Below are 21214 nucleotides of genomic sequence, written 5' to 3' on the forward strand. Positions count from 1 at the left end.
TCGCCCGGAATAAAGCTTTCGCGAACAATGCGGGATCGCCGCCCCGGTCGCTCCTACGCCCTTCGGGCAGAATCAAAGCGGAACTGTGTATAACGACGGGCTATCGCCCTTTACACCTTCTTGTACAACTGGCTGCCTTCCTGCTTGAAGCGCTCGGCCTGTTCGGCCAGTCCCTTGGCGACGTCGACGTCTACCGCTTCGATGCGCTGATTGGCGGCGTACTCGCGGACTTCCTGAGTGATCTTCATCGAGCAGAATTTCGGCCCGCACATGGAGCAGAAATGCGCGACCTTGGCCGAATCCTTGGGCAGGGTTTCGTCGTGGTACGAACGCGCAGTGTCCGGGTCCAGGCCGAGGTTGAACTGATCTTCCCAGCGGAACTCGAAACGCGCCTTGCTCAAGGCGTTATCGCGGATCTGCGCACCCGGATGGCCTTTGGCAAGGTCCGCCGCATGGGCTGCGATCTTGTAGGTGATGATCCCGGTTTTGACATCATCCTTGTTCGGCAACCCCAGATGTTCCTTGGGCGTGACGTAACACAGCATGGCGCAGCCGAACCAGCCGATCATGGCCGCCCCGATGCCCGAGGTGATGTGGTCGTAACCCGGCGCGATGTCGGTGGTCAGCGGGCCAAGGGTGTAGAACGGCGCTTCGTCGCAGCATTCCAGTTGCTTGTCCATGTTCTCCTTGATCAACTGCATCGGCACATGGCCAGGGCCTTCGATCATGGTCTGCACATCATGCTTCCAGGCAATCTTGGTCAGTTCGCCCAGCGTTTCCAGTTCACCGAACTGCGCCGCATCGTTGGCGTCGGCAATCGAACCCGGTCGCAGGCCGTCGCCCAGCGAGAAGCTGACGTCGTAGGCCTTCATGATTTCGCAGATGTCTTCGAAATGCGTGTAAAGGAAGTTTTCCTTGTGGTGCGCCAGGCACCATTTGGCCATGATCGAACCGCCACGGCTGACGATACCGGTCACACGCTTGGCGGTCAGCGGCACATAACGCAGCAACACACCGGCATGGATGGTGAAGTAATCGACTCCCTGCTCGGCCTGCTCGATCAGCGTGTCGCGGAACAGCTCCCAGGTCAGGTCCTCGGCTGCACCCCCCACTTTTTCCAGCGCCTGATAGATCGGCACCGTACCGATCGGCACCGGCGAATTGCGGATGATCCACTCGCGGGTTTCGTGAATGTGCTTGCCGGTGGACAGGTCCATGACCGTGTCCGAGCCCCAGCGGATGCCCCAGGTCAGCTTGGCGACTTCCTCTTCGATGGAAGAGCCCAGTGCGCTGTTGCCGATGTTGCCGTTGATCTTCACCAGGAAGTTGCGGCCGATGATCATCGGTTCAAGCTCGACGTGGTTGATGTTGGCCGGGATGATCGCGCGGCCCCGGGCAATCTCTTCTCGCACGAACTCGGCAGTGATTTCCTTCGGGATGCTCGCGCCAAAGCTGTGCCCGGCATGTTGCTGGGTCAGCAGACCTGCGGCGCGGGCTTCCTGGAGCTTCATGTTCTCGCGGATGGCGACGTATTCCATCTCGGCAGTAATGATGCCCTGACGCGCGTAGTGCATCTGGCTGACGTTGGCGCCGGCCTTGGCCCGGCGCGGGTTGCGTACATGAGCAAAGCGCAGCGCGGTGAGTTCGGCATCGCTCAGGCGTTGCTGGCCGAAGTTGGAGCTCAGGCCCGGCAGACGCTCGGTGTCATTGCGCGAGTCGATCCATGGCGAACGCACGTCAGCCAGGCCTTTGCGCACGTCGATGATCACATTGGGGTCGGTGTAGGGGCCGGAGGTGTCATAGACCGTGACCGGGGCGTTAATCTCGCCGCCAAAGTCAGTCGGGGTGACGTCCAGGGTGATTTCGCGCATCGGCACGCGGATGTCCGGGCGCGAGCCCTGAACGTAGATTTTCTGCGAACGGGTAAACGGCTGTACCGATCCGGAATCGACCTGCGCCGACTCACTCAAATGGGCTGCGTTTTTTGCTTTTATACTCATCACGGCTCTCCAGACATCCAGTTGCGGATTTATTGTCGGAGTGACCTGACATGACGGACGGGTGCACCAATGCTGGTGCTGAGTATCGAAAGGAGGCGAAACTGTTCATTATTTGAACAATCGACCCCGGACGGCACTCAAGAGGACTCGCCGGGAGACGAGAAATCTTGTTCCCTACGCAGGCGCTAACCTGATCAGGTTCAACGGGATCCGGTTTAACCGATCTCAGCCTCATAGCAAGGCACCCCGACAAGAACGCCGCCAGTCTATGACGGGGTGCCGTCGCAACGCCAGCCTATTTGCACGGGGCTCGATAAATGGCGCAAATCGACGATTGTTGCCAAAAGCGTCTGGCTCTACACTCCCTAGCCCGGTTTCTCTTCAACCCGAACTGTAATTACTTTCTTCATGAACAGGGAATGCCTCATGTTGCGCAAACTTTCGTTGGTCGTGGCTGTTTCGTTTGCGTCCAGCGGGTTGACCTGGGCAGCCGAATTGCCAAGGCCAACGCAGACAGGGCTGTTGAGCGTTTATCAGCAGGCCGTGGACAACAACGCCGACCTCGCAGCCTCTCGCGCCGATTACGATGCGCGCAAGGAAGCCGTGCCGCAGGCCCGCGCCGGTTTGCTGCCGAACATTTCCGGCAGCGCCCAGAACAGCAGCACCCGTACCAGCATCGATCAGCCCAGAGCCGTGGCCACCCGCAGCGGCAACCTCTACCAGGCCACGCTGAGCCAGCCAATCTTCCGCGCCGACCGCTGGTTCCAGCTGCAGGCTGCCGAAGCGAGCAACGAACAGGCGGCACTCGAGCTATCGGCTACCGAGCAGAATCTGATCCTGCAATCGGCGCAAAGCTATTTCAGCGTACTGCGTGCACAGGACAATCTGGCCTCGACCAAGGCCGAGGAAGCGGCCTTCAAGCGCCAGCTGGATCAGGCCAACGAGCGCTTCGATGTCGGCCTGTCGGACAAGACCGATGTACTGCAGGCGCAGGCCAGCTTTGACACGTCACGCGCCAGCCGACTCATTGCCCAACGCCAGGTCGACGATGCCTTTCAGGCGCTGGTGACGCTGACCAACCGCGAATACAACTCGATCGAAGGCATCGTGCATACCCTGCCGGTGCTGGCACCGACGCCCAATGACGCCAAGGCCTGGGTCGATACCGCCGCGCAGCAGAACCTCAATCTGCTGGCCAGCAACTACGCAGTCAATGCCGCCGAAGAAACCCTGCGTCAGCGCAAGGCCGGACACGCGCCGACGCTCGATGCCGTGGCGACCTATCAGCGTGGCGATAACGATGCACTGGGTTTCAGCAACCCCAACTACACCGGCCGCAACTACGGCGGCGACGTCGAGCAGCGCAGCATTGGCGTGCAGTTGAATATCCCGATCTACAGCGGCGGGCTGACCAGCTCACAGGTACGCGAAGCCTATGCGCGCCTGAGCCAGAGCGAGCAACGCCGTGAAAGCCTGCGTCGTCAGGTGGTGGAAAATACGCGCAACCTGCATCGCGCGGTGAATACCGATGTGGAGCAGGTCCAGGCCCGCAAACAATCGATCATTTCCAACCAGAGCGCGCTGGAAGCCACTGAAATCGGTTATCAGGTCGGCACCCGCAACATCGTCGACGTGCTGGATGCGCAACGCCAGCTGTATGCCTCGGTGCGGGACTACAACAACACGCGTTACGACTACATCCTCGACAACCTGCGCCTCAAGCAGGCAGCAGGCACCCTGAACCCGGGCGACCTGCAGGACCTGTCGCGCTACCTGAAGGCCGACTACAACCCGGACAAGGACTTCCTGCCGCCGGACCTGGCGACTGCCGCGCAGAAGAACTTCGAGCGACCTGCAAAGCGCTGAGATTGCTGACCGCTCTGGATGCTCTACGCCCGACTTCGAGTCATGCAGCGCGACGCAGATTTGTGACGCGGAGCGTCACCCAAGGCATTCCCACGCTGGAGCGTGAGGAACGATAGGCGTCTGGACGAGCTCAACTATCGTGCCCATGCTCCGCGTGGGTATGCCGTTCCGGACGCTCTGCGCCCTCCCGATTCAGCGTTTGCTCATCAATCGCCCGATCCCGTCGAGCAGGCGTTGCAGTGCGCCCTGATTGGCTTTCATCACCGCAAGCCCGGCATCGGCCATGTTGCGCGCCTGCTGCGGCTGGTCGAAAAGGCCCTGCACGGCGGCGGCCAGCGCTGCTGCATCGTTGACCTCTTGCAATGCACCGGCCTTGCGCAGCATTGCGGCAATCTCAAGAAAGTTGAACAGGTGCGGGCCGCTGAGTACCGGCATGGCCAGTGCTGCAGGCTCCAACAGGTTGTGCCCGCCGTTGGGCACCAGGCTGCCGCCAACGAAAGCGATGTCAGCCAGCGCATAGAGAAACAGCAATTCCCCCATGGTATCGCCCATCAGCACCGAGACATCCGCCGTGACAGCCTGCGCGGTTGAGCGTCTTACCGTCGCAAAACCCTGTTGCTGACACAACGCATGCACGCTGTCGAAACGTTCGGGGTGGCGCGGCACCAGAATAAGCAGCGCGTCGGGGTGACTGGTCAGTAACGTGCGATGAGCCGCCAGCACGCTTTCATCCTCGCCCGCATGCGTGCTGGCCGCGATCCAGACCGGACGCTGCGTGGTCTGCCATTGTTCACGCTGCTGGGCGGCACGCTGCAGAAGCTGCTGGTCGATGCTCAGGTCGAACTTGATCGAGCCGGTCACCGCCACGCACTCGGGACGTGCGCCCAAATCACGAAAGCGCTGCGCCTCAGCTTCAGTCTGCACCGCGAACCAGGCCATTTCCGCGAGCATCGGTCGCGTCAGCCCGGCAAAGCGCGCGTACCCCCGCGCCGAACGCTCCGACAGCCGGGCATTGGCGAGCACCACAGGGATCCCGCGCAGAGAACACTGATGGATGTGGTTGGGCCACAGCTCGGTTTCCATGATGATCCCCAGCCGTGGCTGTACCTGATCAAGAAAACCCGCGGCCGCCCACGGCAGGTCGTAGGGCAGGTAGCAATGCTGAATCCGCGGCTCGCTGGCGAACAGCGCCTTGATTCGCTCCGAACCTGTGGGCGTCATGCAAGTCACAGTGATCGGCAATTGCGGATATTGCACCAGCAGCGAGCGAATCATCGGCGCGGCGGCGATGCTTTCCCCCACTGACACCGCATGCACCCAGATGCCGCCCCGCTGCATGACCGGCAAGCCGCGGGCGAAGCGCTCGCCGATGCGCTGGCGATACGCCGGGGCCTTGCGCGCACGCAACCACAGACGCAGGGCAACCAGCGGCAGGCCGAGATGAAACAGTACGGTATAAAGAGTTCTATTCATGGGCGCGGAGTTTATCAGCCCGCCATCACAAGTCGCTAGAATGCGCAGCCTGACGAAAAGGAATGCACCATGAACGCTTATTACCTGTTGGCTATCGCCGTTTGCGCGGAAGTCATCGCCACCACGTCCATGAAAGCGGTGAAGGGATTCAGCACCCCGCTGCCCCTGATGCTGCTGATTACCGGCTATGCGATCGCGTTCTGGATGCTGATTCTGGTGATGCGCACGATCCCGGTGGGCATCACTTACGCCATCTGGTCGGGCATGGGCATCGTACTGGTGAGCATCGCGGCGTTCTTCATCTACGGCCAGAAACTCGACCTGCCCGCGCTGCTGGGCATGGGCATGATCGTGGCAGGCGTGGCAGTCATTCAGCTGTTCTCGAAAACCGCCGGGCATTGAAAACCCGATCCTTTATAATGCTGGTACTTTTCGCTCACTGAGGTGCTCATGCCATCGGTTATTTCCACTGACGTGCTGATTGTCGGGGCTGGCGTCGCCGGTCTCTGGCTCAATGCCCGGTTGCGTCGTCAAGGGTTCTCGACAGTGCTGGTAGAAAGCGCCAGCCTGGGTGGCGGGCAAAGCCTCAAGTCTCAGGGGATCATCCACGGCGGCGCCAAGTACGCGCTGCACGGCGCGCTGTCAGGTGCCTCCGAAGCCATTGCCGACATGCCGCGTCGCTGGCGTGAGGCCCTCGATGGCAAGGGCGAGCTGGACCTGTCCGGTGTACGCCTGCTGTCCGAGGCCCATTACCTGTGGTCGCCAGGCACCATCGCCGGCAACCTCACCAGTTTCTTCGCCAGCAAGGCCGTGCGCGGCCGTGTGGATCAGGTCAAGGGCGAGCAACTGCCGCCAGCCCTGCAAAACCCCAAATTCAAAGGCAAGGTCTATCGACTGGCCGAGCTGGTGGTCGATGTACCCAGCCTGATCGGGCGGCTTGCCGAGCTGGCCGGTGACAGCATGCTGGCCGGTCAGCACATCGAGCCGCTCTTCGAGGGCGATGAGCTGATCGGTCTGCGCGTCGATGGTCGCGATATCCATGCGCAGCGCATCGTGCTCAGTGCCGGTGGCGGCAATGCCGATCTGCTGAACGCACTGGGCGTGTCGCAACCGCAGATGCAGCGCCGTCCGTTGCACATGGTGCTGGTCAAGGGGCCGACCTTGAAGCCGCTGTACGCTCATTGCCTGGGTGGCGGGCCCAAGCCACGCATCACCATGACCACGCACCCGGCCGCAGATGGCCAGTGGGTTTGGTATCTGGGTGGCGATCTGGCCGAAGCCGATGGCGTGGCGCGCCAACCGGACGCGCAGATCGCCGTCGCGCGCAAAGAGCTTGAGGCGCTGCTGCCGTGGGTCGACCTGAGTCAGGCGCAGTGGGCGACCCTGCGTGTTGATCGTGCCGAGCCGGCTCAATCAGGGCTGGTGCGCCCGGACAACGCCTTCCTCGACAGCCAGCAACGTCTGATGATCGGCTGGCCGACCAAGCTGGCGCTGGCACCGGACTTCGCCGACCGGGTCCTGTCGCAGCTGTCCAGAGACGGCATCCACCCAACCCCGCAAGCTGCGCTGAGCGATGTGCCACGGCCTCCGATGGCCATACCTGTCTGGGATGAACTGCTGCCATGAGCCTGAAAACCCTGCACAATCTGCATCGCCCGCTTGGCAGTACCGGCCTGAACGTATCGCCGCTGGGGCTGGGCACCGTCAAACTGGGGCGCGACCAGGGCGTCAAATACCCCAGCGGCTTCAAGATTCCCGATGACCAGCAGGCGCAGATGCTGCTGCGCATGGCCCGCGACATGGGCATCAACCTGATCGACACGGCACCCGCCTACGGTACCAGCGAAGAGCGCCTGGGGCCGCTGCTGCGCGGTCAGCGCCAGGACTGGGTAATCGTCAGCAAGGTTGGCGAGGAGTTCGTCAACGGCCAGTCGAGCCATGACTTCAGCGCCGCCCATACACGCACATCGGTCGAGCGCAGCCTGAAACGTCTTGAAACTGACTTTCTCGATCTGGTTCTGGTGCATTCGGACGGCAACGATCTGGCGATCCTCAACGACGCCGGGGTATATCAAACGCTCGCCGACCTCAAGCGCGAAGGCAAGATTCGCGGCTTCGGCTTTTCCGGCAAGACCGTCGAAGGCGGCCTGCTAGCGCTGCGCGAGGGTGACTGCGCAATGGTCACTTACAACCTCAACGAGCAGGATGAAAAACCGGTACTGGATTACGCGCAGGCTCATGGCAAAGGCATTCTGGTCAAGAAAGCACTGGCCAGTGGTCATGTCTGCCTGACACCCGGCATCGACCCGGTCCACGCCAGTTTCCAGCTACTGTTTGAACATCCGGCGGTTGCCAGTGCTATTGTCGGCACCATCAACCCGTTGCACCTGGCACACAACGTTGCAACTGCCGCTGCCGTGATTTGCCGTCAAGCCTGATTGAGGCGGCCGACCCCAACGCAAGAAGGAGCCGTTATGCCGCGAACACTGATCCGGAAGAATCCCAGCAACTTCAAGACCCTGCCGCTGTTTGTCGAGGCCTCTGCGGAAAGCCTGAGCTACCAGAGCGTCGGCATGCCGATGAACTTCGCGCAGACCTTGCAGCGGCGGCGCAAGATCGACGTGCCGGACACCGAACACTTCGCCACCGAACTGGCCAATCTGGGGGTGTCCGTTCGCCTGACCGTCAATTGGCAGAACCGCGATTACTGGGTGCTGGTCCGCCAACGTCGTCAGGACCGCGGCGACGTCGTGCTCAAGCTGATCTCGGGTTACGTCCCGGCCCATGAGCTGACACTGCCGCTGCACACCGCGATTCAGGAAGTGGCCGAAGAGTGCCTGATCGAAACACCGCAGGGTTGGCTCAGCGGGCTGTTCAAGGAGACCTGGCTGCCTGCGCCCTATGCCGCCGCGCTGCATTATCGCGAGGCCATGCCCTTTCGCCTGAGCCCCCTCTCTGGCGCCGCGAGACCGGTGCGAACCGGCAGTCTGACCCTGCTGGAACGTCCACGGGCCTATGTGCATCTGCCCACAGCGTCCTTGCAGCTGATTTACGACATGCGCCTGGAAATCCCCAAGGAAGCGCGCCCGGTCAGCCTTTTCCATGTCGACGAAGCTCTGGAAAACGATCAACTGGTCGCCCGCCTCAACCGCAGCAAACCTGACCTGTACCTGATGCCGCTGGAGAATGGCGCGCCTCTGCCTGAGCTGTATACGCTCAAGCGCGACAAGCTGATTCCGGCCGGTACAAGAGGGCTGTACCTGGCCGAGAGTTTCGCCGCGCAGGATGGCTGGGTGGTGCGTGAAGAGCGGATTCGCTGGAAAGACTGGCTGCGTCAGCAGGGCATGGCCCCGCCAGCGAAGAAGTCAGGGCTGAAACGCCTGACCGGCAAGGCCCGAGAGCTGTTGCACTCCATTAGTGGCAAGCTGTAAGCCTCAAGCCTCAAGCCTCAAGCCTCAAGCCTCAAGCCTCAAGCCTCAAGCCTCAAGCCTCAAGCCTCAAGCCTCAAGCCTCAAGCCTTTTGATTTGATCTGCTTTGGCTTGCAGCTTGCAGCTTGCAGCTAACCCCTACCCCTACCCCTGCCCTCGAATCTTTTCGACGATCGCGGTGGTAGAGCTGTTTTCCACCAGCCCCAGCACACGCACTTCGCCGCCGTACGCCTGAACGATATCGGCACCGACCACCTGATCGACACCATAATCACCGCCCTTGACCAGCACGTCGGGCTTGACGTGGGTCAGCAGGTTTTCAGGGGTTCCTTCCGGGAAGCTGATGACCCAGTCCACGGCCCCCAGACCTGCCAGCACCGCCATGCGCCGCTCAACGCTGTTGATCGGTCGGCCTGGCCCTTTCAAGCGGCTGACGGACGCATCGTCGTTGACGGCAACGATCAGGCGATCACCCAGGGCGCGCGCCTGCTCCAGGTAGGTCACATGACCGGCGTGGAGAATGTCGAAGCAGCCGTTGGTGAAAACGATCCTTTCCTTGTGCGCGCGTGCGTCATCGACCGCCAGCAGCAGTTGCTCCAGGCCCAGTACACCGCGCTCGGAGCCCTCTTCACGCTGAATGGCCCGGCGCAATTCAGGGGCACTGATGGCCGCGGTACCCAGCTTGCCGACCACAATGCCCGCCGCCAGGTTGGCCAGCGCCACCGCATGCGGCAACTCTTCGCCGGCAGCAATCGCTGCCGCCAGGGTAGAGATCACCGTATCACCAGCACCGGTCACATCGAACACTTCGCGGGCACGGGCCGGCAAATGCAGCGCCTGCTGATCAGGACGCAGCAGGGTCATGCCATGTTCGCCACGGGTCACCAGCAGCGCGCCGAGATCGAGCTCCTGCATCAACTGCGCACCCTTGGTGACCAGTTGCGCCTCATCGACGCAATGACCGACGATGGCCTCGAATTCGCTGAGGTTCGGCGTGATCAGGCTGGCACCGCGATAGATCGCGAAGTCCTTGCCCTTGGGGTCGGCCAGCACCGGAATGCCGCGCTTGCGGGCGGCCTGAATCAGCGCCTGATGGTTTTTCAGTGCGCCCTTGCCGTAATCCGACAGGACCAGCACCTTGATGCCATCCAGCAGGCTGTAGACCTCTGCGCTCAGGGCCAGCGGATCAGTCCTGAACGGTTCTTCGAAATCGATACGCAACAATTGCTGGTGGCGACTCATGACACGCAGTTTGACGATGGTCGGCTGATCGGCGATGCGCTGAAAGCGCGCCAGCACACCAGCAGCCTTGAGGCTGTTGGTCAGACTCTCGGCAGCTTCGTCATCCCCCGTCACGCCGACCAGCGAAGCGGGTGCGCCCAGCGCAGCGATGTTCAAGGCCACGTTGGCAGCGCCACCCGGACGGTCCTCGATCTGATCGACCTTGACCACAGGCACTGGCGCTTCAGGGGAAATACGCGAGGTACCACCATGCCAGTATCTGTCGAGCATGACATCGCCCACCACCAGGACAGGGGCCTGATCAAAGCGCGGCATGGATAGCTTCATGGAACAACCCGTACTTGAAAAATGGACAGGGGCGGAATCTTAGCACAGGGGTTTGCAACCGACAGGCTGTTGAATCACGCCGCTCAAAAGGCAGGCGGACCGCCTGGGTCCGCCCGGTGAAAGTCAGGTCAGACAGCGCCGACCGGAGCCGGCTCGTCCAGCCCCATGGCATGCAGGCGGGCGTAATAGCCGTTCTGCGCCAGCAGCTCCGAGTGCGTACCGCGTTCGACGATCTGCCCGGCGTCCATGACCAGAATCAGGTCGGCCTTCTCGATGGTCGAAAGGCGGTGGGCGATGACCAGCGTGGTACGGCCCTTCATGACGTGATCCAGCGCCGCCTGAATGTGCCGCTCGGACTCGGTGTCCAGCGCCGAGGTGGCTTCGTCGAGAATCAGCAACGGGGCGTTCTTGAGCAGCGCGCGGGCAATGGCCAGACGCTGGCGTTGACCGCCTGACAGCAGCACACCGTTTTCGCCCACCTGGGTATCGAAACCCTGCGGCAACTGGTCGATGAACTCCTTGGCGTACGCATCAGCGGCGGCCGCTTCGATGTCGGCACGCGGCGCGCCGGCCAGATCGCCGTAGGCAATGTTGTTGGCAATCGTGTCGTTGAACAGCGTGACGTTCTGATTGACCTGAGCGATGTGCCTGCGCAGGTTACGCAAGCGATAATCGTTGATCTCGACGCCATCGAGCAGGATGTTGCCCATGTCGTGCCCGTAGAAACGCGGAATCAGGTTGGCCAGGGTCGACTTGCCGCTGCCGGAGCGTCCTACCAGGGCAATCATCTGTCCCGGCGCGGCGGAGAAACTGATGTCGTTCAACACCTGACGCGCCGTCTGCGGGTAGAAGAAGCTGAGGTTCTTCACCTCGAGGTGGCCGGTCACACGATCGCGCTCGATGGTGCCGGTGTCGACTTCCTCTTCCACATCCAGCTGTTCGAAGATGCTTTCGGCACCGGCGACGCCTTTCTGGATCGTCGAACTGACTTCCGACAGCTGACGAATCGGCTTGGGCAGCAGGCCCGCAGCGGTGATATAGGCGACCAGATCACCCGCAGTCGCTTCACCACGCAGGAACAGCACGAGGAACATCAGCACCGCCATGGCGCTGTAGATCACCAGTTGCAGCATCGGCGTGTAGATGGCGCCGGTCTTGGTCATGCGCAGCTGCTTTTTGGTGTTGCTGTTGCTGGCCTGGGCAAAGCGCGCCTGCTCGTAGGACTCGCCACCGAAGCTGCGGACTACGCGATAGCCCTGAATGGTTTCAGAGGCAACATGCGTGACATCGCCCATCGCCACCTGGATCTTCTTGCTCTGCTTGCGGAATTTCTTGCTCGCGGTGCCGACCATGACGGCAATCAACGGCAAAATCGCGAGCATCACCAGCGTCAGCTTCCAGTTCATCATCAGCAGATAGATGAACAGGAACACCACGGTCAGGCCTTCGCGAATCACCACCTTGATGGCATCGGTGGCTGCACCGGTCACCATCGTGACGTTGAAGGTGATGCGCGAGATCAGATGGCCGGAATTGGTCGTATCGAAGTAGCGATTGGGCAACACCAGCAGCTTGTTGAACAGCTCTACGCGCAGGTCATGCACCAGCCCGAGGGAAACCTTTGCCAGGAAATAGTTGCCCAGAAACGAGCCCAGCCCCTGCCATGCGGCGATCAGCACGATCAGCAGCGGCACGGCCTGCAACAGCTGCAACTCGCGCAGGTAAGGAACATTGGGAAACAGCACCGCTTCAGGATTGGTCAGGCCATCGACGAAATATTTCAGGATGCCGGCGAGCATCGGCTGGGTCGAGGCGAAGATCACGAAACCAATGATGCTGAGCAGGAAAATGCCCACATACGGACGCACATAAGACAACAGGCGGAAATAGATTTTCACGCTGGAGGTTGCGGACGATTCGGAGGTTGTCATGAGAATCCGTCGTGTTAAAAAGAGGCCGAATTGTATCACAGCGGTTTTCGCGGCTGCCTGCTGCGGTAACATAGGTGGCTCGTCCATTACCAAGGGCGTAAAAACCGGAGTATCGATGCAAGCGCTTGACCACGCCCATTACCTTGAACAGGTTCAAGGTGCCGAAGTACTTGAAGCCGACGGCACGGGCGACAAGGTACTCCGCCTGCGTGACGGCTCCATGCTGAAACTGTTTCGGCGCAAACGCCTTGTCAGCTCAGCAGCCTGGTACCCCTACGCGCAGCGCTTCGCAGACAACTGTGAAACGCTGGCCAAACGCGACATTCCCTGCCCGCGCATACGCTCGGTCAGCCGCATCGCCGAGATCAAGCGCGATGCCGTGCATTATGATCCGCTGGCTGGCTTCACCCTGCGCCAGCTACTGGGCAGTGCGGTGGCCGACGACAAGCTGCGCAGGCAACTGGGAAGCTTTATTGCCGGGCTGCACGAAAAAGGCATCTACTTTCGCTCGGCCCATCTTGGCAACGTGATCCTCACGCCCGAAGGCAGCCTCGGCCTGATTGACATCGCCGACATGAAAACCTATCGCCGCGCCTTGCGCAAAAGCCTTCGCCTGCGCAACTTCAAGCACATGCTGCGCTATCAGGAAGACCGTCAATGGCTGCTGGACAACGGCAACCCGGCCTTTCTCGATGGTTACATGAGCGCTCAGACCCTCTGCGACACCTCTGAACTGGCCCAGGCTGTTCAATAACCTGCCCCATGAAAAATGGCCGCTTTCGAAGCGGCCATTTTTTTGAGGCTATTGCTGCTGCCTGAGCCGATGCGTCTGCACCACTCGCCCCAACACCATGGACGCCGGTAACAGCACCAGCACCCAGAGCTCGTCTGGATTGCCGACCAACTGGGCTCCGTCGAAGTTAAGCATGACCAACGCGCACACAAGGTAAAGACCCCAGGCATCGCCATTGCGCACGGAGTCCCACAGCGTTATCGCCATCACGACCAGAAACATCACCAGCGAAGCGGCGCCGGTGTACAGCCCCAGCGACACGAAAATATTGTGCGGGTGCTGGATCGGTATGCCGCCCGTCAGGGTCTGGGTCGTGTAGAAATCCACACCGCAGCCCAGCATCCAGCCACAGCGACGCCATTCACCGGTCATGATTTCAAACAGCTCGATGCGATAGGAATCACCTCTGACCATCAGTAGGGCGACCCACTGTTCATCCTTGACGAACCAGAAGGCGGCTGCCGCCACGACGCCCAGCGCCAGCAAGACCACTGTCGTGCGCAGCGGGAAACGGTAGAGCGCATAGGCGGTGCAGACAGCAAACAGAACGGCGCAACCCACCAGCGCAGTACGTGTCTGCACGATAAAGGCGGTTATCACCAGCGTGACAAGAACGGCGCAGACGGCCTCGACCCAGCGACGCTCTTTTGCCCACAACGGCATGGCCAACGCGAGGCTGCAGACCAGCCAGGCACTGGCGTAGATCACGTTCTCCATTCGCCCAGGCAGAATCGCCACACGCTGGCCGAACTCGAACTGCCCGGTCACCCAGCTGTGAATACTGCTCAGCAGAATGTACAGGCACAGCGCCCAGAACATGCTGCGCACGAAGACCCCGCGTCTGAAGAAGCCGTTGTCGGTAATCCCGGCGACGACAAAGACAAACAGGCTGACGTAGATGATGTGCTTGTAATACTGGAACTCCTGCGCCTGTAGCGCGGGGACCAGAAAGCAGGCCATGAACACCGCCCAGGCAATGCCCAGAGGCTTGGCAAACACGCCAGCGCCGCGGTACTTGATCAAGAAGAACAAGCCCGGCAGCGCCGTGAATGCATAAAACAGATTGTTGGTGATCTTGGCTGAGGGGTTGAGGATGAAACTCAGCAGGAAGATGACGATGGCAGCCGTAAAATACTGCTGTACTTTGCTGCCGGGCATTCTTATCGGGTCAACTGACATTATTAAGCAACCAACCTGCTACTAGGCCAGCGAGCACAGCGACGATCAGCTTGACGCGATCCCGACGTTTGCGACGCTGTTTGTCAAGCCGCTCCTGCGGCAACTCCACGTGCTCACCAAACCCGGTGTGCAACACGGCATCATTTTCCAGAATCAGAGCGTAACGGTTTTGCGCAGCGAATAATTGTGAAAGTTTCTTCTCGCCACCGTGCCCGGCATAAGGCGCATGCTGCAGGTAATCAGCCAGGCGGCGCAGCCCCGGATTGAAGGAAAACCCCTGCCATTCAGGCTTGTGCGAGCCCAGCTTGTAAAACGCAATACCCTCGACCACTTCACGCTCGTTGAGGTAAACGTAAGGGCTGTGGATACGCAGATCGTGATTGTAGCTGCGCAACCAGACCTGTAAGGCTTGCGGATCGTGTTTCAGCAGCGTCATCGACTCTTCGATGAAGTGCGGACGGTAGAAATCCCAATCGTCTTCGCAATGGAACACCCAGGACGTTTCGATCAGCGAATAGGCCGCGTCGACAGAGCGCATCTGCCCCAGCTTGGGGTTGTTGATGATGAAGCGCGTATGCGGGTGCCAGTGCTCGGGAATGCAGGCCTGAACCCGGTCATCACCGGAGTCTTCGGTAATCAGCACATGGCGTATGGGCGCAGTGTTGAAATGGTCGAACGTTTCCAGGGTGCGCTTCAACAGGTCGAATCGACCACAACTGGTGACGACCAGCGTAATGTCGCTGTTTTCGCTGAATACCATCATTCGTTCCCAATCATTGAATATTCATAATTCCCTACCATCCCAATCGTGACCGCAGGCGATCGATCCAGCTCGCCGCCGGCATGCTGCGCAGTGGCGCATGCATGGCGTCCACGATGGCTTTTCCAAGGGCATGGAATGTAAAGCGTTCCTCGACCAAAGTCTGCCCATTACAAGATATTTCGCCAGCCAGTGTGACGTTATCGCGCAATTTCGCCAGCTTTTCGCGAAGTTCGGGAATGTCGCGATAGAGCACGATGTTGTGCATGTCGACAAAGCCCAGCGCGCGGTTTTCTTCAGCGCCCTGATCGAAGGCGAGCAGCACGCAGCCGCACGCCATGGCCTCGAAATTCTTGATCATGTACTCGCCCATGCCCACGTCGGCACTGACGAAAAAACGGATGCGGTTCAGGGTGTCGCAATACTCTTCGCCGGACTTGGTCCGCGTGACGAGCAGATTCTCGACCTGGCCCAACTCATCCAGCAACGCCTTGCGACCGCTGTAGGCCACGCTGTTGGTGCTGCCCACGAAAGCCAGTTCGATGTCACGCTCGCGTGCCTGCAACTGCAGCAGGCTCTGGTCATAGCCCTTGGGCACGAACACCGCATCGAAGCCTTCCTGGCGCAGCCGTTCACTGACCGTGAACCCCGAGCAGATCACTCGCGCCCAAGGCAGCTTGCGATAGTGCGCGCTGAACTTGCCGGTGTATTTGCACGGAATGTAGTTCTGGTAGGCATCGTGTTCGAGGATGACCAGATTGGGAATCGTGCGGATGAAGCCGACCTGACGCACTTCCTGCTTGAAACGCAGGAAAAACACGATCCGGTCATAGCGGCTGACGTCCACCTCACGGCGGAAATAACCACGCAGGTTGCGTTGCTCCGCAGAGCTCAGCCAGCGCACTTCGCATTCACAATGTGCAGCGATGCCGTCATAGAGACGGTCCAGAATCGCACGCTGCTCTTTCTGGACCAGCAGTAGAACTTTCATGGTTTTCCTTGCAGTACTGCGCCTGCTGAATCAGAGATCACGGCTGCACCAGAACAACTCGTGTCGTCGCACCGCCTTGCGGAAGAATTCGTTTTCGCCCTCGGCCGGCCAGTGACGACCGGCCAGAACCCGCTGCAGCGCACGGCGCACACGGCGCTTGAACGGCATCGGCGGCAGCAGGTCATGCATCATCCCCAGCGCCATTGCCTTGTCGCGTTGCGCGGCGACCGACAATTGAAGGCTGTACGGCACCAGCGCCAGCGCGGCATCGAATACCGGCGGCAGGCTGATGCCGCTGTAGGCATCGCCCATCGGCCAGCGGTCGTTGTCGTGCAGGTGATTGGCATAACCGAGCACCACGTCCGGCTGCCATTCGAGCCCGAGCAGGGCTTCACGCACCGCAGCCTGGGCGCAGATGTGATCGGGATGAGGGTCGATGGCAGGGTGCGGCATCACCACAACCTGCGGCCGGGCCTTGAGAATCAGCGCGCGCAGGTCGGCGAGCAGGTTGTTCCAGGTCGGCTGGCCGTCGTCGCCGGGCAATGGCAGGGTATTGAACTGACGGAACAGGCGGGTATCGGTCAGATCCGCCTCACGCGAACCAATCGGCGTATCCGGCGCAGCCTGCATGGCAGGCAGTTGCAGGCAGAAATAGCCCAATTGAACACACTGCGACTCGGGCACCCCGCCCCAGCGCGCCACGGCGATACTGTCCCAGGCCCGCAAGCGGCCTTTCATGCGCGCAGCTTCGGCGCGCTCCATGCCCATCTGCTGATAATGCTCGGCCTCTATCTCACCGGCGGTTAGTGTGATGATCCACGCTTCCTCGGCCTGGCTGTAAAGCCCGAAAGCGGCCAGCTCGGCATCGTCGGCGTGCGGTGCGATGACCATGACACGCTGTTTTCGCGCATCCGGCTGACGAAACAGCCAGAGCCGCGGCGTGCCGGCCAGACGGCAGCAACGCCCGCGCAGTTTCAGCACACCTGCGGCCAGCGGCTCGCCCAGCCCGGTGAGGTTCAGATAGCGCACGCCGCAGACGCCACGCTCGAATGCCTGCTGGTCGTTCAGGCCCTGGCCTTGCAGCTCGACCACAGGGTCGAGAAAACGCCCGAGCCAGGTACTTTTGACCGTCAGCGCCAGTATCAGCGTCTCGTCGCCGTTCAGTTGCACAGCGGGGTCGATCAGCAACGTGCCGCCGTCAAGGCGTACACCCGGCACTTCGCTTTCGGCAGCAAAGGTGTACTGATAGTCGTCAGACGGCGAATAGAACAGATGATCGGCGAACCAGGCCTCATGAGCGACCCAGGCACACACGGCCAGCAGCGGGGCCAGCCACCAAGCCACCAGCACGCCCACCGCGATCAACAGGAGCAGCCCACCCAGCAACGCCAGCCGCTTGTTACGGCGATGGCGTTTGAGCAATTGCTGCTTGCGACTCAAATCTGGAACACCGGAACGGGGTTGCACCATCGGTCCTTGTACTCGCGGTCGGCACGACCGAAGGAAAAACGCAGTGATTTGCCCAGCGCGCGGGCGTTCTCCCAGGCGGACTGGGTATTGACGAAGCTGAGCACGCTGCCCGGACTGAAATCACGGGTTTCGGGATCGACACCGCCGTTGACGTACTCGATGCTGACCCACTGCGGCGCTTCGACGCGATACACCAGTTGAATGGCAATCGGCGCATCGTTGAGAAACACCACCGAACCGATCAGCAGCTCGCGCAACAGCTCAATGACCTCGGCCTTGTGCCGGGCACCGGTCGCCTCGAAGCCCCAGCGCCGCTGAAACAGATCGCAGTACATACTTGCCAGCTCGGCGCTACTGAACTCGCTGACAGGCCTTACCGTCCCGCCGGCCTCTTCCAGCAAGCGAAGCTCACGACGCTGGTTGTAACGAAATTTCTTGGACAGTTCTTCAGGCGTACGCGCCATCGCCAAGGATTCGGTCTGTGGCTTGAAGGTACTGATGCGGCCTTCGTTGAGCGACGACACATAGCGGGCCCGGTGCCGGACCGGCACCTCGATATCATCGGCCACCGGCAGAATCAGCTCGGCATTACCCAGGTCGAACAACCCTTTCTTGCCGTGGCGCTTGAGCTCGTCCTTGGACAGCGCCAGCGAGCGCCCCCAGGTGGCAATCGCCGCCTTCACTTCACCGCCCTGCTCCCAGGCCAGGTAACGCACAGCGATGCCGGAAAATGCCGACAGACGCGCGACCACCAGCGGATGAGTGGCGACGCTGCCGCCAAACCGCTGCCAGGCCTGCTCGTAGGCAGCCGCGTCGATCTGCACCCAGCCACGCTCGCGCCAGCCCTTGAATCGATTGAGCATCAGGCCCCCGCTGTCAGGCTGGAGACTTGCGGCAGACGCCAGAAGACATTACGCACAGCGTGATCGGAAAAACGTTCGCGCAAGCGCAACAGCATGCGCTCGGCACAATCCTGACGTTGTTCGGCATCGAGGCCGGCCATGTGCACCAGGCCGTGTGCCAGGCTGTGCACATCACCGAGCGGGAACAGCAGGCCAACGTCTTCGACCACTTCCTTGGCGCCGCCGCATGAGGTTGCAACCAGCGGCACACCGGCGACCATCGCTTCCAGCAGGACCATGCCGAACGGTTCGTGGTCCGAGCTCAGGGCGAACACGTCGAAGGCCTTGAAGTAGCGGCGCGCGTCAGGCACTTGCCCAAGGAACAGCACCTGCGGGCCGATGCCCAGCTCCAGCGCCAGTGCCTTGAGGTCTTCTTCCAGGCGACCCTTGCCGAGAATCACCAGTTGGCTGTTCTCGGGAAGATCGGGCAGCGCTTCGGCAAAACCGCGCAACAGCGTGGCCTGATCCTTGTCGGGATGCAGGCGACCGACATTGGCGACAATCCAGGCCGATGCCGACAGGCCCAGCTCTGCGCGGGCATCTTCAGCGGAAAACTGACTGCCCTGCAGTTGCTCGACATCGATCCGGTTGTACAGGGTCTGAATGCGCTCGGCCGGCCACTTGGGCAGGCTGCTGCGCATGTCGTCGCGAACCGCGTCGGAAACACCCAGCAGGCTCAGGCGCTTACGAAACAGGTTGGCGAACAGCTTGCGACTGCGCCGGTGGTAATCGCCGAACGCATGGTGCACGCCGATCACCGGCAGTTTCGTCGCCAGCAGGGCGATGTGCACCGGCTTGAAGCGGTGCGCGATGCAAAAGCTGAACGAGCGGGTCGCGGCGATCTTGCGCAGGTCGCGGATGGCGCCCAGCTTCAGGCCACGAATGGCACTGGAGCTGTACTCCATGAACAGCACTTCGTCCGAACCGCAGTCAGCCACGACATCCGGATCGGCGGCACCGGTCAGAAACACTGTCGTTACGCGATAGCCCTTGCCGGCGAACAGGCTGGCGTATTGCCGCGCGCAGTCCAGAAACGGCCCGTCATAGCCGTGACAGAACTGCAGTACGTGTCGTTCAACCGAGCGTGTCATAAGCCTCGACGCCCTCTTTGACCACCAGGATGTCTTCCATGATCAGGTACTCGAGGTCCGAGCCGAAGAACATGTTCAGCGCATCGGTCGGCGAGCAGATCATCGGTTCGCCACGGCGGTTCAGCGAGGTGTTCAGGGACACGCCATTGCCGGTCAGGTTTTCCAGCGCTTTCATCATGTCGTAGTAACGCGGGTTGTATTCGCGCTTGAGCACCTGGGCACGGGAAGTGCCATCTTCATGGACGACTTCCGGAACGCGGGTTTTCCACTCTTCGGCCACTTCGAAGGTAAAGGTCATGAACGGCGCCGGGTGATCGATCTTGATCATCTGCGGGGCGACGGTGTCGAGCATCGACGGGCAGAAAGGCCTCCAGCGCTCGCGGAACTTGATCTGATGGTTGATGCGGTCGGCCACGCCGGTGACGCTCGGGCAACCGATGATGGAACGACCGCCCAGCGCGCGCGGACCGAACTCCATGCGCCCCTGGAACCAGGCAACCGGGTTGCCCTTGACCATGATCTCGGCAATCCGCTCCGGCGTGTTGTCGATCTGGCGCCAGACCGGCTTGCTCGGGTGACGGGCACAGGCCGCGATCACGTCTTCGTTGCTGTACGCAGGGCCGAGGTAGACGTGTTCCATCTTCTCGACCGGCACACCGCGGGCGTGCGATACATAAGCCGCAGCACCCACCGCCGTACCCGCATCGCCGGACGCAGGCTGCACGAACAGCTCCTTGACTTCAGGACGGGCGATGATGCGCTGGTTGAGTTTGACGTTCAGCGCACAACCACCGGCGAAAGCGATCTTGCCGGTCTCCTTGAGGATGTCGCCCAGGTAGTGATCCATCATCTGCAGCGCGAGCTTTTCGAACAGCGCCTGCATGCTCGCCGCGTAGTGAATATAGGGTTCGTCGGCCACGTCGCCAACGCGTTTCGGGCCGAGCCATTCGATCAGCTTCGGCGAGAAGTAGAAGCCCTTGCCGTTCTCTTTGTAGCGACGCAGGCCGATGACGTTGGCCAGCTCGGTATTGATGACCAGCTCGCCATTCTCGAAGGTCGCCAGACGCGAAAAGTCATACTTGCTGGCATCGCCGTACGGCGCCATGCCCATGACTTTGAATTCGCCGTCGAGCATCTCGAAACCGAGGAACTCGGTAATCGCGCCGTACAGGCCGCCCAGCGAGTCCGGATCGAAGAATTCCTTGATCTTGTGGATCTTGCCGTTTTCGCCATAGCCGAAGAAGGTCGTGGCGTACTCACCCTTGCCGTCGATGCCCATGATCGCGGTTTTCTCGGTGAAACCGGAGCAGTGGTAGGCGCTGGAAGCGTGGGCCAGGTGGTGCTCGACCGGCTCGATCTTGATCTTCTTCGGATCGAAGCCCAGTTGTTCGAGGCACCAGACAATCTTGTTGCGGTAGCGCTTGTAACGGCGGTTGCCCATCAGCAGCGCATCGAGGGCGCGATCCGGCGCGTACCAGTAACGCTTGGCGTAATGCCAGCGGGCCTTGCCGAACAGGCTGATCGGGGCGAACGGAATCGCGACCACGTCGACGTCCGAAGGCTTGATGCCTGCCTGTTCCAGACAGAACTTCGCCGACTCGTAGGGCATGCGGTTCTTTGCGTGCTTGTCACGAACGAAGCGCTCTTCTTCGGCCGCGGCAATCAGCTTGCCGTCGATGTAAAGCGCTGCGGAAGGATCATGGCTAAGGGCGCCGGACAGGCCAAGGATCGTCAATGCCACTAGTGTCTAGCCTCTTTAG

Annotated in this window: 17 protein-coding genes and 1 riboswitch; of the genes, 6 read left to right on the plus strand and 11 right to left on the minus strand. The window is 61.0% G+C overall.

Annotated features, from left to right (window positions below; all coding sequences use genetic code 11):
- Positions 1-110 precede the first annotated feature (110 nt).
- On the minus strand, positions 111-2000 hold the full coding sequence (gene thiC / locus JOE29_RS21905; protein WP_010407496.1) for a phosphomethylpyrimidine synthase ThiC: 1890 nt from the start codon (positions 1998-2000) through the stop codon (positions 111-113).
- A gap of 154 nt (positions 2001-2154) precedes the next feature.
- Positions 2155-2259: riboswitch (TPP riboswitch) on the minus strand.
- A gap of 167 nt (positions 2260-2426) precedes the next feature.
- On the opposite strand from thiC, the gene JOE29_RS21910 reads away from it, so the two are divergent.
- Complete coding sequence (locus JOE29_RS21910) at positions 2427-3866, plus strand: TolC family outer membrane protein (RefSeq protein WP_003392099.1); 1440 nt, start codon at positions 2427-2429, stop codon at positions 3864-3866.
- Positions 3867-4058: 192 nt separating this feature from the next.
- On the opposite strand, the gene waaA is transcribed toward JOE29_RS21910, so the two are convergent.
- The gene (gene waaA, locus JOE29_RS21915) at positions 4059-5339 is read right to left on the minus strand and encodes a lipid IV(A) 3-deoxy-D-manno-octulosonic acid transferase (RefSeq protein WP_210079857.1); all 1281 of its coding nucleotides are present in this window, start codon (positions 5337-5339) and stop codon (positions 4059-4061) included.
- A 69-nt stretch (positions 5340-5408) separates the two neighbouring features.
- Here waaA and JOE29_RS21920 point away from each other — a divergent pair, with 69 nt between their 5' ends.
- From JOE29_RS21920 to JOE29_RS21935, 4 genes are read left to right on the plus strand one after another with little or no spacing between them, the layout of a single operon-like run.
- Entirely contained in the window at positions 5409-5741 is a 333-nt protein-coding gene (locus JOE29_RS21920; RefSeq protein WP_074997461.1) for an SMR family transporter, read from the plus strand.
- 48 nt (positions 5742-5789) lie between these two features.
- Entirely contained in the window at positions 5790-6965 is a 1176-nt protein-coding gene (locus JOE29_RS21925; RefSeq protein ID WP_210079858.1) for an FAD-dependent oxidoreductase, read from the plus strand.
- Positions 6962-7777 (plus strand): aldo/keto reductase, encoded by an 816-nt coding sequence (locus JOE29_RS21930; RefSeq protein WP_017278688.1) that lies wholly within the window; start codon positions 6962-6964, stop codon positions 7775-7777. Before JOE29_RS21925 ends, JOE29_RS21930 begins: the two co-directional genes overlap by 4 nt.
- Positions 7778-7813: 36 nt before the next feature.
- Positions 7814-8770 (plus strand): metal ABC transporter ATPase, encoded by a 957-nt coding sequence (locus JOE29_RS21935; protein ID WP_074955279.1) that lies wholly within the window; start codon positions 7814-7816, stop codon positions 8768-8770.
- A 142-nt stretch (positions 8771-8912) separates the two neighbouring features.
- Here the strand turns inward: JOE29_RS21935 and hldE are convergent, their stop codons facing one another.
- Both hldE and msbA read right to left on the minus strand, forming a co-directional pair.
- Positions 8913-10337, minus strand: coding sequence for a bifunctional D-glycero-beta-D-manno-heptose-7-phosphate kinase/D-glycero-beta-D-manno-heptose 1-phosphate adenylyltransferase HldE (gene hldE, locus JOE29_RS21940; RefSeq protein ID WP_003404685.1), 1425 nt, complete (start codon positions 10335-10337; stop codon positions 8913-8915).
- 128 nt (positions 10338-10465) lie between these two features.
- Positions 10466-12268: a lipid A export permease/ATP-binding protein MsbA gene (gene msbA, locus JOE29_RS21945; protein ID WP_010419706.1), complete on the minus strand. Its 1803-nt coding sequence runs from the start codon at positions 12266-12268 to the stop codon at positions 10466-10468.
- A 115-nt stretch (positions 12269-12383) separates the two neighbouring features.
- On the opposite strand from msbA, the gene JOE29_RS21950 reads away from it, so the two are divergent.
- Positions 12384-13022 (plus strand): toluene tolerance protein, encoded by a 639-nt coding sequence (locus tag JOE29_RS21950; protein ID WP_210079859.1) that lies wholly within the window; start codon positions 12384-12386, stop codon positions 13020-13022.
- Between the two features lie 48 nt (positions 13023-13070).
- Here the strand turns inward: JOE29_RS21950 and JOE29_RS21955 are convergent, their stop codons facing one another.
- Genes JOE29_RS21955 through JOE29_RS21985 form a run of 7 tightly spaced genes read right to left on the minus strand, consistent with a single transcriptional unit; the run spans position 13071 to position 21195 of the window.
- Positions 13071-14240 (minus strand): hypothetical protein, encoded by a 1170-nt coding sequence (locus JOE29_RS21955; protein ID WP_004414793.1) that lies wholly within the window; start codon positions 14238-14240, stop codon positions 13071-13073.
- Positions 14230-15003, minus strand: a complete 774-nt coding sequence (locus JOE29_RS21960) for a glycosyltransferase family 2 protein (RefSeq protein ID WP_003392119.1) — start codon at positions 15001-15003, stop codon at positions 14230-14232. Before JOE29_RS21960 ends, JOE29_RS21955 begins: the two co-directional genes overlap by 11 nt.
- Positions 15004-15034: 31 nt before the next feature.
- Positions 15035-15991, minus strand: a complete 957-nt coding sequence (locus JOE29_RS21965) for a glycosyltransferase (RefSeq protein WP_057407581.1) — start codon at positions 15989-15991, stop codon at positions 15035-15037.
- Between the two features lie 30 nt (positions 15992-16021).
- Positions 16022-17431 (minus strand): PIG-L family deacetylase, encoded by a 1410-nt coding sequence (locus JOE29_RS21970; RefSeq protein ID WP_137983911.1) that lies wholly within the window; start codon positions 17429-17431, stop codon positions 16022-16024.
- The gene (locus tag JOE29_RS21975) at positions 17428-18324 is read right to left on the minus strand and encodes an antimicrobial resistance protein Mig-14 (RefSeq protein WP_054994355.1); all 897 of its coding nucleotides are present in this window, start codon (positions 18322-18324) and stop codon (positions 17428-17430) included. The genes JOE29_RS21970 and JOE29_RS21975 overlap by 4 nt, the downstream gene beginning before the upstream one ends.
- Positions 18324-19454, minus strand: coding sequence for a glycosyltransferase (locus tag JOE29_RS21980; protein WP_210079860.1), 1131 nt, complete (start codon positions 19452-19454; stop codon positions 18324-18326). The genes JOE29_RS21975 and JOE29_RS21980 overlap by 1 nt, the downstream gene beginning before the upstream one ends.
- Positions 19438-21195, minus strand: coding sequence for a carbamoyltransferase (locus JOE29_RS21985; RefSeq protein WP_003431977.1), 1758 nt, complete (start codon positions 21193-21195; stop codon positions 19438-19440). The genes JOE29_RS21980 and JOE29_RS21985 overlap by 17 nt, the downstream gene beginning before the upstream one ends.
- Between the last annotated feature and the right edge of the window lie 19 nt (positions 21196-21214).

Source organism: Pseudomonas sp. PvP009 (assembly GCF_017832995.1).
Taxonomy (GTDB): domain Bacteria; phylum Pseudomonadota; class Gammaproteobacteria; order Pseudomonadales; family Pseudomonadaceae; genus Aquipseudomonas; species Aquipseudomonas syringae.